Origin of the sequence: Caballeronia sp. LZ065, assembly GCF_031450975.1 — a bacterium.
Taxonomy (GTDB): domain Bacteria; phylum Pseudomonadota; class Gammaproteobacteria; order Burkholderiales; family Burkholderiaceae; genus Caballeronia.
Genome location: NZ_JARUXV010000003.1, coordinates 370134 through 385967 on the forward strand (window position 1 = coordinate 370134; position 15834 = coordinate 385967).

Below are 15834 nucleotides of genomic sequence, written 5' to 3' on the forward strand. Positions count from 1 at the left end.
GCGATGGTTACCTGCTGTTCGAACGAGATGGCTTCAGGCGGCGCGCCGCGCAGTGATTCGCCCTGGAGCGCCGCCATGCTGTTGGCGTTGGCGGCGTCGTTGGGGATAGCGGGGTCCTTGTCGACGAGATCGGACAATGACTGCGTTTCCGCCGTCGACAGGCGTGGAGGAGCCGAATCGGCGGGCTGGCTTTGTGACGGCGTAGACGAGCTGGCAGGCGGGTTGGGCTGCGAGCGGGCAGCTTCGTTTGCTTCGTTGGCGTCGTTGACGGTGGGAGCGGGAGGCGATCCGTTCGGCGGCACGTCGCCGGAGGAGGGGGCGGCGTCGTTGCCGCCGTCGTTGCTGCCGTCGTATTGCTGCGTGGAAGCGGACGATCCTGAACGGATGCTTGAAACAGCCATTTCGGGCTCTCCTGACGAAAAGATCAATGTCAGTGTCTCTGCCCGTCACTTCACGGGGTCATGAAGGGATATCGTCGATGCATCGGACCTTGCCGATCAGTCTTCCCTGCGCGCCTTCGCTTCAGCTTCCCGCGCACGCTTGAGCGCATCGTCCCGGGCGTGCATCTCGCGCCGCAGCGTCGCGCGGACCGCAAGCGCATGGCCGGACGCGATGCTCAGCGCGTCTCTCGCCGCAGCCACTTCGCGAGCCAGCACCGCCTCCTGCTGGCGATGCCGCTCGCGCGCGTGACGCCACATCGCCGGGCCATGCGGTCCCGACGCGCGCCAGTCCTGAAGCCCCGCAAGCTGCGCTGCATGCCTTTCGCATCGCGTCACGGCGTGATCGACCGCCGTCTCCGCCGCCTGCACGCTGCGCTGCGCACGGGCCCATTCGGCCAGCCGCCGCCGCACCCGCACTTCGCGGACACGGCTCAGCACCGCCCAGAGACGCATATTGCGGGCCGCAGCCGAAGAACCCTTCATGCCGGTCACCCATCGCTCGCACACAGCGCTTGCAACGCCGCAAGGGTGTCGCCGAACGGGATGGATCCCTTCTGGGACTGTCGCAGGAAATCCGTGATGGCTGGATGCCGGGCAATGGCGAGATCGCCTGCCGGATCGCTGCCGGCCTTGTATTCGCCGATTTGCAGCAGCAGTTCGAGATCCTGATAGCGCGCGAGCCATTCGCGCACGCGCTGCGCGTCAGCCTGATGCCGTTCACGCGTGACACGCGGCATGAGTCGGCTCTTGCTCTGCAGGATATCGATGGCCGGATAGTGCCCGGCCGCGCCGAGCCGCGCGGCCAGCTGGATATGTCCGTCCAGCAGCGAGCGCGCTTCCTCGACGATCGGGTCGGTCGCATCCTCGTCTTCGGCCAGCACCGTGAAAAACGCGGTCACGCTGCCGCTCGCGGTGAGCCCGCTCATCTCGATGATGCGCGGCAGTTCGGCGAACACGCGCGGCGGGTAGCCGCGGCGCACCGGCGGCTCGCCCACCGCGAGTCCTACTTCACGCAGCGCGCGCGCATAGCGGGTAAGCGAATCGAACAGCAGCACGACACGCTGGCCCTGCGCGCGCAAGCCGCTCGCGATCTCGCAGGCAAGCTGCGACGCGCGGATGCGCTCGGCGGCGGGACGGTCGGACGTCGACGCCACGACCACGGACCGCTCACGCGCGCTGCCCAGATGATCGTGGACGAACTCGGCCACCTCGCGGCCGCGTTCGCCGATCAGCGCGACCACGACGGCATCGGCGCGCGCACCGCTCGCGATCATCCCCATCAGCGTGCTTTTGCCGCCGCCCGCCGTCGCGAAGATGCCGACCCGCTGTCCGACGCCGCAGGTCAGCAAGCCGTCGATGGCGCGCACCCCGGTCACGAACGGCTCCGCAATCAGCGGGCGGTCGAGCGGATTGATGGCCGCCAGCGCCTCGTTGCGTCCGGCCGGGCGCGCGGCGGCGGGCGGCTTGCCGTCGAGCGGCTGGCCGAGGCCGTCGATCACCCGGCCAAGCACGCTGCGGACATCGAGCCGGTGCCAGTCGAGCCCGCAGCCTTCGACGCGCGTGATGTCGGACAGCCCGGTGAGCCCCGCATAGGGCATCACCAGCGCGCCGTCCGGCGTGAAGCCGACGACTTCGCCGCTGTGCTGTTCGAACGTATCCGGCCGCACGAGGCGGACTTTTTCGCCGATGCGCAACGATGCGCCCACTACCCGCACGACCACGCCACGCGCTTCCACCACGCGGCCGGACAGGGTCGGCGAATCAAGCAGGGAGGGCAACGCATGCGCGTGGTTTGCAAGGTCCTCGGCCATCATGATCTCGAGAAAGTGAAGATGTTGCGGATCTGATAGACATCGCGTGGAATCTCTTCGATCGCGACAACGTCCATGTGGATGCCGAGCGTCTGGAACACGCGGGCCATGTGCGGGCGCAGGGTCGCCGACGTGACCAGCAGACGCACGGTGCGCGCGTGCTGGCTGAGCACGCGCCGCACGGTGTCGAGTTGAGTGAAATCGAGCGGACAGTAAGGCTCGCCGTCGCGCGCGCGCTGGATGCTGGCTTCGAGTTCCGCTTCCCATTCCGGTTCGAGCACGCCGCCCTGGATCTCCCAGGTGTCGAGGTTCGCGTGGCCGCGCACGATCTGCGGCCCGAGCTCGATACGGACTTCGCGCACCATGCGGTCGAGCGTGTGTTCATGCGTCGGGGCGCGCAGGATCGCTTCGAGGATACCGCGCAGATTGCGGATCGACACATGTTGCTGCAAGAGTTGTCTGAGCACGGCGGCGAGCTGGACCGTCGTCACGCGTTGCTCGATCTGCGTCACCAGTTCACGGAACTCCCCGCCGATGCGATCGAGCAGGAAACGCGCTTCCTGCGTGCCCATCAGGCGCGGCGCGCAGCGCTCGAACACGTCGACCAGATGCGCGCTGAGCGCCGCCTCCGGCGTGCTTGTCGTGAGCACGGCCGGGTCGAGCCGGGTCGCCGCGGCCGTGGCCACCCAGACGGCCTTTTCCGCGCCCAGCCGGTAGCCCGCGACGCCGTCCATCGTGACATCGGCGGCGCGGCCGCTCACCAGCAGATGATCGGGCAAGAGCGAGCCGCTCGCGAACGCAACGTCGTCCACGTCGACGAGATAACGCTCGGGTGCGAGCCTTGCGTCGAGTGCGCAGGACAGGCCTGGAAACGGCAAGCCGAGCCGCGCGTTGAGGTCATGACGCAGCCCCGCGAGCACCCGGTTGAGCGCCTCCGGATGCAGCGCTTCGAAGGCGCGCGCGCCCACCCGCAGGCGCAGCGCGGCACTCGTGCCGGTCTCGGCGTCATCGAGCAGATTGGGCACCCGCCGGCTGCCGTCACGCGCGAGCGCCGGCATCGGCGCAAGGGCGTTGGCGTGCGCATGCGCCTGTTGCGTCTTGCGCATCAACAACCATCCCAGACCGCCGAACAGCGCGGCAAGCAGCGCGAACTGGAGATGCGGAAAGCCGGGAATCAACGCGAGCGCCAGGCAGCACGCACCGGCCATCAGCAGCGCATGAGGCTGGAGCGTCAGCTGGCGGTAGAGATCCGTGCCGAGATTGGTCGCGCTGCCCGCGGGCGACACGCGCGTCACCAGCAGGCCCGCCGATACCGACACGATCAGCGAAGGAATCTGCGACACCAGGCCGTCGCCGATGGTGAGAATCGTGTAGACCTGCAAGGCCTCGCCGAAGGGCAGATTGCGCTGGAGCATGCCGACCGCGAGCCCGCCCACGATATTCACCAGCGCCACCACGAAGCTCGCAATGGCATCACCCTTGACGAACTTCATGGCGCCGTCCAGCGAGCCATAGAAATAGGTTTCGCGTTCGAGCCCGGCGCGCAGTTGCGCGGCCTTCTCGGCGGTGATCTGGTTGCTGCGCAGGTCGGCATCGATGCTCATCTGGCGGCCGGGAATGCCGTCCAGCGTGAAGCGGGCGGCAACTTCGGCGATGCGGTCGCCGCCCTTCACCACGACGATGAACTGAATGGCGCACAGCACGACGAACACGACCACGCCGACGGCCACGTTGTTGCCCGCGATCAGTTCGCCGAACGCGGAGATGACATTGCCGGCGTGCGCGTGGACCAGGATCATCTTGGTCGAGGCGATGGCGAGCGCGAGCCGCAACAGCGTGGTCATCAGCAGCAGCGCCGGGAAGCCCGGCAGGTCCGCCGCGCGCGACACGTAGATGCTGGAGAACAGCATCACGAAGCTGGCGCAGAAGCTCAAGCCGATGAACAGGTCGAGCAGGAACGGCGGCACCGGCAGGATCAGCAGGGCGATCACGCAGATGAAGCCGGCGGCCAGCGCCACGTGGGCATAACGCGCGAGCAGGCCGGGAAGCGCGTAGAGACGGGAGGAAGCAGGAGCAGACATGTTATTGGTTCAGTTCTCGGTGGAAGGCGCGGCGGCGGTTCTTGACGTGGTGGTCGCCGTTGTCGTCGCGTTGTTCGCGCTTGATCTCGTCCTTGTCCATGCGCAGACGGCGGACGTGCAGGATGCGCTGCAAGGCGTAGTCGGCGACGGCGGGCGCGATCTGCAACAGCGCCGCGAGCAGCAGCAGGCGGCCATACTCGCCTGCCGCAAGACTGAGCTGCGCGCGGGGCGCGAGCGCATGGGACGCGGTGAGCATCGCCATCCATCCGGACAGCGCCTGCCATGCCAGGAAGCCGAGCAGAACGAGCTGCACGAGCATGATTCCGGTCTCGAACAGGAGCCTCAGGCCAAACAGGTTCTTGAATCCCTCGATGGGGTTGAGGCGTTTGAAATCGGGCGCGACGCGCTTGAAGGCAATCAGGCCGCGGGTTTGCGCCAGCTCGGGAACGATGACGGTCAGCATCCCCATGCCCGCCATCGCGAGCGCGGCCTGGCCCGGCCCGACGAGCGCGCCGAGCACTTCGTGGACGGTCGAATCGAACGGACGGCTCAGGTCGATGACGGTCACGGTCGCGAGCATGTTGACGAACGCCACGAACAAGTTGGGCGCTTGCACCGCCAGCAACAGCCACCACAGCAGACCGCTCGCGGTCGTGGTGAGCTGCACGCTCTTGGCGATGTCGCCGTCCTTGCGCGCGCGTTGCAGACGCCGGGGGCTGGGCTTGATGGTTTTGTCGCTCATCGCGCGTTACCTCAGGACCAGGGAATGCGCGAACAGGTCGGCGAGATGGCCCAGGAGCGCCGGGACGCATGCCGCCGCGGCGAACGAGAGCACCATCGCCTTGATGGAGCGCGCGGTGGAGAAGGGGTTGAGGCGCTTCGCGTGACGCGCAGCCAGCCCCAGCGACAGGTCGGTCAGCACCATCAGCCCGAGCAGCGGCGCCGCCAGTTGCAGACCCTGCACGAACAGCGCGGGAAGCCGGACTTGCGCGAGGCTTTGGTACAGGCGCGCGACGCCTTCGCCATAAGGACCGCCGGGTGGCCAGAACGACCAGGCGTCGGCGAAGAAGCCGCACAGCATGACGAGCCCCGTGCCCGTGAAGAACGTCAGCGCGGCGAACTGCGTGAAAAGCGTCTCGAACAGCGCGCTTTCCTGCTGGAAGTTGGGGTCGTACACGGCGGCCACGGTGTAGCCGCCTTGCTGGTCGAGGATGCCGCCCGCCGCGCCCGCCACGAAGAAGACCACGCTCATGGCAAGTCCCTGCGCGAGACCGATGAGCGCTTCCATGAAGCTCGCGCCGAGCAGGTCGGCGGGCAGGCCCGCGTGCGCGGGCAGCATCGCGAACATCAGCACGAGCGGCACGCGCAGCGCGACGCCCAGACCGCCGTCGTTGCCGAAGGGAACGATGCTCATCGCCACGGCCGGGCGGATCATGCAGAACGCGAAGCCCATGAATTGATCGAGTGTGTTCATGTTCAGCGCGTGCGTCCGGCGGCGATCATCGAGAAGACATGACCGAGCAGCCGCGCGATTTCGTGATGCGCCCACGGCGCCGCGACGATCAGCACGAGCCCGACACAGATGATCTTCGCGCCGTAGGGCAAGCTCTGATCCTGGATCTGCGTGACCGACTGCACGAGACCGAGCAGCAGGCCCACGGCCGTGGCGACGGCGAGCATCGGCAGGGAAAGCCAGAACACGAGCAGCAGGGCGTCGCTGGAAAGCGAGGCAAGAGACGGAAGAGGGTTCACTTGGCGTAGCTGAGAATGAGTGCATGCATGAGCTTCGGCACGCCGGACGCGGCCACCAGCACGAAGAGCTTGAGCGGGATCGACACGGTGCTCGGCGAAAGCATCATCATCCCCATGGCGGTCAGCACGTTCGCCACGATCAGGTCGATCACCAGGAACGCGACGTACAGCAGAAAGCCCGCCTCGAAGCCGCTGGAAATCTCGCTGATCAGAAAGGCGGGGACGAGCAGCGAGAAGTCGGTCTCATTGGCTTCGCGCGACGGGTCGATGCGCTTCGCCGCATTGACGAGGAACGCCCGCTCGGCCGGCCGCGAGTGCGTCAGCATGAAGTCGCCGAGCGGGCCGCGCACCGCGTCGATGAGTTGCGGCAGCGGCGGCAGTCCTTGCGCCTGCGAACTCGAACCGCGGTCATTCAGCGAAAGCGCCGCGCCGATCTGATGCAGGGTTGGCGCCATCACGGTCAGCGAGGCGGCCAGCGCAAGCCCGGAGATGGCGAGGTTGCCCGGCGCCTGCTGCACGCCGAGCGCCGAGCGCAGCAGCGTCAGGACGATGCTGAACTTGGTGAACGACGTCGTCATCACCACGACGAGCGGCGCCACGCTCATCAGGAAGAAGATGCCGATCAGCTGCAACTGTCCGGTCTGGCCGTCGATCATGATGTCGCGTCACCGTTCGTGGGCTGGAGCATGCTCGTGATGCGCACGGCAAGCACGTCGTCGATATCCACCAGTTCGGCATGCGCGAACGGCAGGCCCTGACACAGCAGCGTCACGGCGCGCTCGCGCACGGAGATCTGCAACGAGACGAGCGAGCCGCTGCGCAGGCGGCTCAGTTCCTCGAGCGAGATGCGCAACGAACCGATCATCGCGTCGAAGGTGAAGGTGAGGGCGTCGATCGGAATGAACTCGCTCGTGAGTTCGGTAACGGGTTCGCGATCGTTTTTTAACGGACGGTCCAGCACGATTTGATCTCCAATGGCTTTCAGGCAGATGCGTTGCGTGCCGCTGCGCAGCGGCACGCGAAGGTAATAGAGGTTTCTGTCGATGACGAGGGCGTCGCCGGTGCGGATGCGGCGCATGCGCGCCACCGAGAGCGTCGGGCCCGCAAGGCAGACCGGCAGCGGCACGACGATGCGCCGCGCCAGCGCGCGCAGGTCAGCCGGGGGATGAGACCGGCGACGCAGCCAGCGGTCGACTGCCTCGCAATGAAACGAGACGCTCGCCATGCGCCCGCTCTGCACGTGCGTGACGGCGAGGCCGTAGGCGCCGGGGTCGGGTAGCGCGTCGAAGGAGACACGGGTCACGTCGAGCGCGAAGCCGAACAGGCCTTCGAGCGCGCAGAACCAATCCTCGCAGGCGTCCACGATCAGCTTGCAGGCATGCGCGCCACTCGCCTCCAGACTGCGGCGCGCGAGTTCGGGAAGCAGCGCCTGCGCGTCGAGATCGACGTGCAGCGGCTGCCCTGAAGCGTTGCCGTGCAGGCGCACCGGATAGCGCGAGCGGCGCGGCTCGAAGGCGATGGTGAAGCGGCGCTGCCCCACGCTGACCGGCAGCGGCGCACCGAACAGCAGCGCGGCAATGTTGTGGCGCTCCGCATGATCGCGGGTGAGTCTTTCGAGACCGTTGAACGGATTCATGCCGATGGTCCTCCGTGCGACAGGGCGTCGAGCGCTGCACGCAGGTCGCAGCCGATGTCGTCGAAGCGGGCCACGACGCGTTCGTCGAGCCGGGTGTATTCGTCGAGCACGGCGCCGATCGCCTGACGCATGCCGCGTTCGAGCGCTTCGAGCTGCCGGTGCAATCCGCCATCGATCACGCCCCCTTCGGTTTCCACCACGCACGAACGCGGCGGCAGGTCGGCATCGGCGAGCACGGTCACGAAGGCCAGCCCCAGTTCCTGCTCCAGCAGATCGACGGCATGCCGGGCTTCGGCGAAATCGGAGACCGCGACGCGCACCGAGAGCAGGCGTTGTTCAGGCGCGGCCAGCAGGCTGCTGCGCAACTGGTTCGGCAGCGTGGCGCCCGACGGCAGTTCGCCCACGAGATCGGTGACGGCCTGCATCGCGAGTTGCAACAGCCGGTCCTGCAGGCGTCCCAGCGCGTAGGCGGTTGCGGCAGCCGGCACGACCAGGCCGCGCAGCGCCGCGGCCTGACCGGCGCGCAGGCCGCGCACGAAGGCGCGGCGGCGGGTGCGGCGCGCGCGTTCGGCGAGACGTCTGGTTTCCTGCAGCACGTACTGGTGGATCTCCCGGCGCAGCGCATCGAGCTCCTGCAAGCGCACGAGGTTATCGCCGGATACGTAGCCGTCCGACTCGACGCGCCAGCCGGCGCTACGCCAGATCAGCATGGCTGCCTCCCCGCATTCAGCACCTGGAGCGCATCACCCATCAGTTCGAGGGCGGCTTGCTGCGACACGCGCGCAAGGCGCCATTGCGCGGCCGCCTCGGCGTGCGCAAGCGGCATGCGCAAGCGGGTCCAGGCCCGCTGCGCGTCGCCTTGGGTGGCGCGCAGCGCGAGCGCCAGACCGGCGACGCCCAGACTGCGCCGCGCAAACCAGTCGACCGGTGCATCGAGCGGCAAGTCGCGCTGGTTGCCGCGCGGATGACATTGCAGCAGCGCGAGCGGCGGCAGGCCCGTCGCGACTTGAAAGCGCGCATGCGCCTCCGCGCTCACCACCAGACGCAGCGAACGCGCACACGCAAGCGCCGCGCACAGGCGCATGAGGCGCGCGCAGGCGCTGCGGTCGAGCGGTCCGACGAACCATGGCAGGTGCGTGACGCCGGCGCGCGCCAGCATCGGAAAGCGGGTGAACAGATGCGCGGCGGCGCGGGCGCGCGCCCGTTCGCCGCGGGCGGGCCGCTGCTGCGGCAGCCAGCTGTGATGCGCCCAGCCGGAGATATCGAGGAGGGGGCGGGAGGTCATCGACGGTCTCGTGTCGTGGTCGTGGAGGAAGCCGCGTCAGTGGACGTGGTGGGTTCCGTCTTCGCGCGCTCGCTGTCGCGTCCGCGACGCCGGAAGAACGTGATGCCCGGCACGCGCAGCCTGGGGAACGCGCGAATGCCCTTGTCCCAGATCCACGCCGCGACGATCAGCAGCAAGGCCAGCACGCTCAGCGTGATGAGCACCCGCGTGGTGGATCCGTGCGTGGCGCGCGCAGGGGTGCAGGCGCCGGTTTGCGCGCAGACTTCCGCGGGGGTGGCGACCGGCATGACCGGCACCATCGTCACGTAGACGCGCTCGGGCGTGAGTCCCGTCACCGCGCCCGCAACGAGCGAGCGGATCTTGTTGCGCATGGCCTCGAGGTTGGCGTCGCTGCGATAGCGCAGCATCACGGAGGCGCTCGGCAGCGGCGCGGGTCCGAGCAGCGCATCGCGCGGCGGATCGACGACATGCACGCGGGCCACGAGGACGCCGTCCATCTTCTCCAGCGTCTCGGCGAGTTCCTGCGTGAGACCGTACACATAGCGGACCTGGTCTTCCTCCGGGCTGGAGATCAGCCCCTGACGGCTGAACAGCTCGCCGAGATTCGCGTGGGTTCCGCGCGGCAACGCGTAGGCGCCGGCAAGCTCGGTCGCGTAGACGACTTCGTCTTCCTCGACCGAGATGCTCCAGGTCTTGTCGTTGTTGCGCAGTTTCGAACTGTCGATGCCGTGACGGCTCAACACCGCGACGATCCGGTTCGCTGATCTTCGTCGAGACCTTCGAACAGCGAGGTCTTGCACGCAACGAGCAGCACGAGCGGCAGGAGAATGATGGCGCGGCGAATCATGTTCTTTGCGTGAGGGATTGGATCGCGCTGCCGGCGCTCTGTGCCAGATGAGAGAGCGTTTGCAGCGTGATCGAGTAGTCGGAGACGGCGGCTTGCAGCATCAGCATTTCGCCGGTGGTGGGGCCCTGCCGGCGTGCGGAATCCAGCACGCCGGCGATGGCCGCTGACTGGCCATGCACGAGGTTCTGGACGTGTTCCGCGATCTGGGTCAACTCGTGGCTGCCCAGGCCGACGCGCGCCGGTTCTTGAGTGGGCGGCGGCGGGAGGACCGTCGGGTCGGGCTGATACAGCGTCAGGTCGACAGTGGGTGATGACATGGACGTATCGTGAATGGATTGAGGGTGCGCTTCGTCGTGCTCTCGTGCGTGCCCCGCGCGGCGGCGGCCGCGAGCTGCGGCGCGGGGGAGTTTCGTGGCGGGTCGGGCGGGCTTATTTGGTGTTCTGCGCCACCGCCTTGTGGGTGTCGCCCACGCCGCTCATCATCGACGTGCCTTGCTGGAGCATGGTCGTGTACTCGCTGACTGCCTTCTGCATCTGGAGCATGGTGGCGCTGCCCACGCCGCCGCCCTGGGCGCCGCCCCCGCCGCCCGTCTGGCCAGCGCCCGCGCCGGCTCCGTCCTGCTGCGTCTGTTGCTCGTTGATCGCGTTGATTTCCTGCGTTTTGTTTCGGAGCGCCTTCGTTATGGCGGCTGCGAGGTCGCCCAGGGAAAGCGTGCCGTCGGCGGAAATCATGCTGGGGCTGTTGCGGGGGTAGTAGCCTTGATATTGCGGGGCATAACCGAAATCTGCTGAATCGTACATTTAAGGATCCTTAGGATAAAACGGGCGTGCTCGATGGAAGCAAACTCACTCCCGACCCTCCGCGCGGCACGCCGACGCGCGAAGTTGTAATGCATGGTTGGTCTGTTGCAGCGAGGCCTGCGGCGAGCCCGTCAACAAGGCTTCCCGGAAGCGGAGCGCTGCGCGGTCAGGTCGTAGACGCTGCCGTCGTCACGCACGACGCTCGCCCCGCATTCACGGATACGCTCGATCCTGCCCATGGCGATGCGACCGCCCGCGAAGTAGCGCGTGCCGCCGGCATCCGCGAGCCACGCCGAATGGGGCGACGTGACGAGATTCAGGCCGAAGTTTTCAAGCGGAATGCGCGCCGGTCCGCTAGCGTTCTCGTGACCGGCAAAGTTCAGCGTGCGCAGGCCTTCAATCTGCGACTGCGCCACACGGGCGACCAGCGCGTAATCCCAGGAATCGGCCTTGAGATGCGCGCCCGCCCCAGGCAAGGTCACGACGAACGCGCCCGGCTTATCCACCCGCGCTTGCGCACCGCGGTAGTACTGGTCGAGCAGATCGCTCAACTGCTCCTCGATGTTCTGCATCACGAAGACACGCACGCTCACCGACCGGTCGCGTGCTCGTGCGGCCAGCGACAGCGCCGCGAGATCCGCAGGCGTCTGCACGTAGCCTTCATAGATACGCGTGCCCGAGGCCTTGTCGGTTTCCACCCTCACCTGACTGAACGCGGGCCGCTCCAGCAGCGGCGCGGGCGGAGGCACGGCGTCGGTCGCGAAAGGATTCAGGGTGAGCCAAGCAGCGAGCGCGAGCGGCGTCGCCGCCAGCGCGATCCACGCGAGACGCGGGACCCGCCCGCAACGCATGCGCAGCCACGCAAGCGGTGCATGCCTCAGCAGCCAGGCGGCCTCGGACTGCTTCGTACTCGCTTCGTCCGGATACTCGCCGTGACTGAACAGCAAGGACGTGTCGCCCAGGCAGAACGCTGCGCCATGATCCAGCAGCGTGCGCGACCCGGCCTTCAGCGGGCGGCCGAAGATCGAGACGCCGTCGGCCAGCGCGAACAGGGCGAGCTGCGGACCGTGCAGTTGCGCGCGGGCATGGCGCGGCGCGATGCGGTCGTCGGCGAGAATCAGATCGGCCTCGCTGTCGTTACCGATCTCGATGTCATGGTCCACCTCGAGCGGCAGGCTCGCGCCCGCGTGCAGTCCGCTCGTGACGAAGATGCGTGGCAAGCCGTTCATCGTGCGTCCTTTGCGGTGAGCGCCCGATCCGCCCCGGCGCCGGTGACGGCGGCGGGAAGCAGGGGCAGCGCTTGAGATGGCGCGCCGGCCACCGCCGGCGTTGCAGAGGCCATCGGGGCTTCCGCCATCGCAGGCCGGTTTGTCGCGCGCTTCAACTGCGGCGTAATGAGGATGAGGCGCTCGGTACGGCCGCTCGACGTGTTTTCATTGCTGAACAACTGGCCGATGAACGGAATGTCGCCAAGCAAAGGCACTTTCGAGCCGCCGGACTGGCTGTGTTCGTATTCGTATCCGCCTATCAACAGGCTTTCTCCATCCGGCACCACGGCCTGCGTGATGATGGAGTTGCTCCGGACGCGCGGAATGCCGTCGACGGCTTCGTCGTTGTCGAAGGTGCCGTCTTCGATCTGGACGCTCAGCAGGATGCGGCCGTTCTCGGCGCCGCTTTGTTCGACGGTCGGCGTCACCTTGAGGACCAGCCCGGTATCGACGTTGAAAAGATTGGCATCCTGATTACCCGCGACGCGCACATACATTGAATTGCGCGACGACAAGGTGGCCTCGATGTTATTCAGCGTGAGCACGCGCGGACGCGAGAGGATGCGCGCCTGGCCGTGCTGTTCAAGCGCGTGGATCTGCTGATAGAGGTAATGCGCGGAATTGCCAAGCAGCGTGGTGAGGGTCAGGCCGCCGTCGACGGTGGCGGTGACGCCGGGCTGCACGGTTCGCGGCCCGACCGCATCGGTGCCGAACCAGGGCGCGGCCCGTCCGCCCGTGCCGCCGCCCGCGCCCCAACGTACGCCCAGTTCGCGTGCGGCGTCGCTCGAGACATCCATCACCACGGCGGAGATTTCGACGAGATCCTGCGGCCGGTCGAGCAGAGCGATGGCACGTTGATAGGCCGGCATCATCTCAGGGATGTCGTAAACCACGACCGCGTTGGTTCGCGCGTCCGCGACGATGTTGCGCTGTGCGGGGCTGACCGCCGACTGTGGCAACTCATCCGGGGCGTCGCTTGCGGATGCGCTCTGCGAGGTTTCGTTGAGGCCCGGCAGCCTTGGCAGCGGTGGGATGCCGCGCGAGCCGCCCTTGCTGCGCGCCGGGTTGCGCTGGGCTGCCACCGGCAATGAACCCGCGTTCTCCATCAGGCGGCGCAGCAAGGTCGCGACGCCAGGGATGGTCTGCTTCTGGGTGCCGGACTGATAAGTAATGTCCTGCGCCTGTGCATAGCGCAGCGGAAACACGCGAATCTGGGTCTTTTCGTAGGTCTGCTGCGGCGTCGTCTGCTCGCGCGCCTGGGCAATGGCGTCCGACACCGCTTCCACGAATCGCGAAGGCCCGACGACCTTCACGCTGTCCTTCGAATAGCGCAGCGGCAAATGCGGGTCATCCAGTTCGAGACTGCGCAGACGGGCGGCGACTTCATCGCGGCTCAGCGGCCCGAACGGAACGGTGCGGCTGCGCACGTCGTCGGCGGTTGAAACATGGAGGGTCTGGCCGTCGAAATACCAGATCAGTCCCCAGGCTTCAGTGAGCGCGCGAAACACGGCGGCCGGCGGCTGGTTGAATTCGCCATTGACGCTGCCGTTGACGCCGCGCGCGATGTCGATACGCAAGGCACTCGCGGAAGCCACATCTTTCAGAACGTCCGAAAGACGTGAGTTTCGGGCGACATAGTGCATCGAAGCACCCTGCCATGCCGGTTCTGCCGAATGGGCCGCGTGGCATTGCCACGCCAGAAGCAGCCATGCTGCACTGTGCGAGGCACGGCGCGTTCTGTTTCTGCCAATCAAAGGATGTTTTTGCATTCTGCGCCAGTTCAAGATCTTTAAGATTTTCATGCGTCGAATGCTTAGGTCTCTTATGGCACGAACCTTTGCTTCACTTTGAATTGTGAAGATCTGATTCGAATAGCTGAGATTCCCGTCTGCTGCATGCGCCGCGTCTTAGTGATCAAACTTTATCGCGCCTCGAATTTTCGGTGGTCGTATTCGCGTACTACATATTGGACTCCGGAAGATTCAGAATCATCGTGCGGGTGCATACAAAAGTATGCGCCAGAGGCAAAGCTTATTAGACGGCGTATCCGCATGAAAAAACAATGGAATAAGAATCTGGATATTTTGGGTAGGTGTTTTCCCGGTGTTTCAATTGTTATGCCGGCACATCGAGATTCAGGTGAACGTTATCGGGCTCTGGAATCGTGAAAAAGCAAGCTTGCGAGATCAGTTCGACCTGGATCGTGCCGCGACAGCGCTCAATGAGAATCAATGGTTTTGCGACCTGTGTCCGGCTTGAAGAAGTCTATTGGCGAATTATCGAGACGCTTGCGGAACGCGAGTCGGTCACGGTGGGGAAGCTGGTGTCGAAATGGGCGCTGGAGATGGATCTGAGCGCTCACGAAGTAAAGAACTTCACAGGCTATCTGAGGGTGGTGTGCGTGGTCGAGATGATCAAGAGAATCCAGCCTTCTTCATCGGGTGAGCCTGATGATTTTCTAAGGATTCTCGGGGCCGGGGCAGCCTCGTGAAGTTGTGCGCAGCCTGGCTGCACAAAAGGAGAAATAAGCGACAGAAATTGTTGAATTGAAAGGCGGAAATGCGGCGTTGCAAGACATCGCATGAGACGCATGTGTTGTTACTTCAATAGGAGCTTTCTTTATGTCAGTGAGAAATGTAGGTTCGGCAGGAACTGGGGGCATACCTTTGACCGCGAATGACGGCGGTGGTCTGGCGAGTAAGCCGGCCGCTCCATCCCAACTCGATCCTGCGCTGAAGCGTTTGATGGGACCGGGCATGATGGATTCGCTCAACGAGGGCTTTCCGTTGAGAGCCGGATCCCCTGCGACTGCAACGCAGCTCGCAGCCGGTCCCGGGACGAGCGGCCTCCCGCCTGAAGTAGAGGACGCAGTCAAGAAGGTCGTGGCGGACGCGGTCCAGCAGGTGCTGCAGGGCGATGGCGGAGCGCCGCAGCAGACCCCCACGCCAATGGGACAGGCTGATCCGGGAATGGGCGCCGCAGGCGCGCCTGCCGGTCCGATGCCCACGGCCGCACCGCAGCCTGCCGCGACGGCGGCAGCACCGCAACCTGCACCGACGGCGGCAGCAGCACCGCAACCTGCACCGACGGCGGCAGCACCGCAACCTGCACCGATGATCGCTCCGAAGGCCGCACCGCAGCCTGCGCCGCAAGCCGGACCTCAGCCCGCACCGCAACCCGCGGGCAACCAGCCAGGGAACGGCCCAGCTGGAATTGCAGAGGCGATTGGCTCGCAGGTGAAAAAGGTCATCGACTCACTGATGCACGGAGGGGGCGCAGGCGCAGGCGCAGGCGCAGGAGCAGGAGCAGGAGCAGGCAAAGCCGGAGGTGCGGGTCCAGGCGCAGGCGCCGGAGCCGGAGCCGGAGCCGGAGCCGCCAAGACCGGTGGCGGCGGTGGGGGAGGCACAACGCCGAAGGCTACCGGAGGTGGAGGCGGTGGCGGTGGCACGGGTGGCGGAGGCGGGGGCTTGGGTGCACTTGGCAATGCATTGGGAGGAATGATGCCGAAGATCGGCGGTGGCGGTGGCGGTGGCGGAGGCGGGAACACGCATGCGAGCCAGTCTGGTCAGCAAACCATGAACGGCCCACAGGAACGTGACCCGACAGAAAACAACAATCTGCAAGCAGAGACGCCCCCCGATACCTCCGACACGGCCCCGGGAGAGGGGGGAGCGCCCGGTACCGGTGGCGCTGACACAGGCGGCGCAACGGATGCAGGCGGCGCTGATGCCGGTGCCGTCGGCGATGGAGGCGGGGGCGACTGATCTCGCTCGTTGTTGATGCGCCGTGACACGACGCGGCGTCGAAGCGCACTGCAAGTCTCTTGCAGTGCGCTTCTTGTTTTCAGCTTGGTGACATGAGTCCCAGGCCGCGTGACGAACTTGGGCAATGGATTCCTGCTGACGGGTAATCG

16 protein-coding genes and 1 pseudogene are annotated in these 15834 nt (G+C 66.3%); 1 reads left to right on the top strand and 16 read right to left on the bottom strand.

Features of this window, described 5'->3' with window-relative positions; genetic code table 11:
• The 16 genes and pseudogenes from QCE63_RS21900 to sctC all read right to left on the bottom strand — a co-directional run.
• Positions 1-401 (bottom strand): annotated as a pseudogene (locus QCE63_RS21900) (hypothetical protein); the annotation flags it as partial.
• 96 nt (positions 402-497) lie between these two features.
• Complete coding sequence (locus QCE63_RS21905; protein ID WP_309835952.1) at positions 498-923, bottom strand: hypothetical protein; 426 nt, start codon at positions 921-923, stop codon at positions 498-500.
• A gap of 5 nt (positions 924-928) precedes the next feature.
• Complete coding sequence (locus QCE63_RS21910; protein WP_309835953.1) at positions 929-2251, bottom strand: FliI/YscN family ATPase; 1323 nt, start codon at positions 2249-2251, stop codon at positions 929-931.
• Entirely contained in the window at positions 2251-4332 is a 2082-nt protein-coding gene (locus tag QCE63_RS21915) for a flagellar biosynthesis protein FlhA (protein WP_309835954.1), read from the bottom strand. Before QCE63_RS21915 ends, QCE63_RS21910 begins: the two co-directional genes overlap by 1 nt.
• 1 nt (position 4333) lies before the next feature.
• Positions 4334-5074, bottom strand: a complete 741-nt coding sequence (locus tag QCE63_RS21920) for an EscU/YscU/HrcU family type III secretion system export apparatus switch protein (protein WP_309835955.1) — start codon at positions 5072-5074, stop codon at positions 4334-4336.
• A gap of 6 nt (positions 5075-5080) precedes the next feature.
• Entirely contained in the window at positions 5081-5806 is a 726-nt protein-coding gene (locus QCE63_RS21925) for a flagellar biosynthetic protein FliR (protein ID WP_309835956.1), read from the bottom strand.
• A 2-nt stretch (positions 5807-5808) separates the two neighbouring features.
• A complete protein-coding gene (sctS, locus tag QCE63_RS21930; protein ID WP_309835957.1) occupies positions 5809-6084 on the bottom strand; it encodes a type III secretion system export apparatus subunit SctS in 276 nt (91 codons plus the stop codon).
• Positions 6081-6740, bottom strand: a complete 660-nt coding sequence (locus QCE63_RS21935) for an EscR/YscR/HrcR family type III secretion system export apparatus protein (protein ID WP_309835958.1) — start codon at positions 6738-6740, stop codon at positions 6081-6083. Before QCE63_RS21935 ends, sctS begins: the two co-directional genes overlap by 4 nt.
• Entirely contained in the window at positions 6737-7720 is a 984-nt protein-coding gene (locus QCE63_RS21940; protein WP_309835959.1) for a FliM/FliN family flagellar motor switch protein, read from the bottom strand. The genes QCE63_RS21935 and QCE63_RS21940 overlap by 4 nt, the downstream gene beginning before the upstream one ends.
• Positions 7717-8430: a FliH/SctL family protein gene (locus QCE63_RS21945; RefSeq protein ID WP_309835961.1), complete on the bottom strand. Its 714-nt coding sequence runs from the start codon at positions 8428-8430 to the stop codon at positions 7717-7719. The genes QCE63_RS21940 and QCE63_RS21945 overlap by 4 nt, the downstream gene beginning before the upstream one ends.
• Entirely contained in the window at positions 8424-9005 is a 582-nt protein-coding gene (locus tag QCE63_RS21950) for a hypothetical protein (RefSeq protein ID WP_309835962.1), read from the bottom strand. The genes QCE63_RS21945 and QCE63_RS21950 overlap by 7 nt, the downstream gene beginning before the upstream one ends.
• On the bottom strand, positions 9002-9748 hold the full coding sequence (locus tag QCE63_RS21955) for an EscJ/YscJ/HrcJ family type III secretion inner membrane ring protein (RefSeq protein WP_309835963.1): 747 nt from the start codon (positions 9746-9748) through the stop codon (positions 9002-9004). The genes QCE63_RS21950 and QCE63_RS21955 overlap by 4 nt, the downstream gene beginning before the upstream one ends.
• Before the next feature lie 100 nt (positions 9749-9848).
• Positions 9849-10169, bottom strand: coding sequence for a hypothetical protein (locus QCE63_RS21960; protein WP_309835964.1), 321 nt, complete (start codon positions 10167-10169; stop codon positions 9849-9851).
• 112 nt (positions 10170-10281) lie between these two features.
• Positions 10282-10653 (bottom strand): hypothetical protein, encoded by a 372-nt coding sequence (locus tag QCE63_RS21965; RefSeq protein ID WP_309835965.1) that lies wholly within the window; start codon positions 10651-10653, stop codon positions 10282-10284.
• A gap of 131 nt (positions 10654-10784) precedes the next feature.
• A complete protein-coding gene (locus QCE63_RS21970) occupies positions 10785-11882 on the bottom strand; it encodes an FHA domain-containing protein (RefSeq protein WP_309835966.1) in 1098 nt (365 codons plus the stop codon).
• Entirely contained in the window at positions 11879-13498 is a 1620-nt protein-coding gene (gene sctC / locus QCE63_RS21975; protein WP_309835967.1) for a type III secretion system outer membrane ring subunit SctC, read from the bottom strand. The genes QCE63_RS21970 and sctC overlap by 4 nt, the downstream gene beginning before the upstream one ends.
• A 587-nt stretch (positions 13499-14085) precedes the next feature.
• Here sctC and QCE63_RS21980 point away from each other — a divergent pair.
• Positions 14086-14412 carry a ribbon-helix-helix domain-containing protein gene (locus tag QCE63_RS21980; protein ID WP_309835969.1) on the top strand — a complete coding sequence of 109 codons (327 nt, stop codon included), beginning with the start codon at positions 14086-14088 and terminating at the stop codon, positions 14410-14412.
• The last annotated feature ends 1422 nt before the right edge of the window (positions 14413-15834 follow it).

What these genes read in the sequence shown, in the direction of transcription:
- QCE63_RS21960 (WP_309835964.1), bottom strand. Translation starts at nt 10,169, where the DNA reads ATGTCATCACCCACTGTCGACCTGACGCTGTATCAGCCCGACCCGACG.
- QCE63_RS21935 (WP_309835958.1), bottom strand. Translation starts at nt 6,740, where the DNA reads ATGATCGACGGCCAGACCGGACAGTTGCAGCTGATCGGCATCTTCTTC.
- QCE63_RS21910 (WP_309835953.1), bottom strand. Translation starts at nt 2,251, where the DNA reads ATGGCCGAGGACCTTGCAAACCACGCGCATGCGTTGCCCTCCCTGCTT.
- QCE63_RS21945 (WP_309835961.1), bottom strand. Translation starts at nt 8,430, where the DNA reads ATGCTGATCTGGCGTAGCGCCGGCTGGCGCGTCGAGTCGGACGGCTAC.
- QCE63_RS21925 (WP_309835956.1), bottom strand. Translation starts at nt 5,806, where the DNA reads ATGAACACACTCGATCAATTCATGGGCTTCGCGTTCTGCATGATCCGC.
- QCE63_RS21920 (WP_309835955.1), bottom strand. Translation starts at nt 5,074, where the DNA reads ATGAGCGACAAAACCATCAAGCCCAGCCCCCGGCGTCTGCAACGCGCG.
- QCE63_RS21970 (WP_309835966.1), bottom strand. Translation starts at nt 11,882, where the DNA reads ATGAACGGCTTGCCACGCATCTTCGTCACGAGCGGACTGCACGCGGGC.
- QCE63_RS21905 (WP_309835952.1), bottom strand. Translation starts at nt 923, where the DNA reads ATGAAGGGTTCTTCGGCTGCGGCCCGCAATATGCGTCTCTGGGCGGTG.
- QCE63_RS21940 (WP_309835959.1), bottom strand. Translation starts at nt 7,720, where the DNA reads ATGAATCCGTTCAACGGTCTCGAAAGACTCACCCGCGATCATGCGGAG.
- QCE63_RS21915 (WP_309835954.1), bottom strand. Translation starts at nt 4,332, where the DNA reads ATGTCTGCTCCTGCTTCCTCCCGTCTCTACGCGCTTCCCGGCCTGCTC.
- QCE63_RS21965 (WP_309835965.1), bottom strand. Translation starts at nt 10,653, where the DNA reads ATGTACGATTCAGCAGATTTCGGTTATGCCCCGCAATATCAAGGCTAC.
- QCE63_RS21950 (WP_309835962.1), bottom strand. Translation starts at nt 9,005, where the DNA reads ATGACCTCCCGCCCCCTCCTCGATATCTCCGGCTGGGCGCATCACAGC.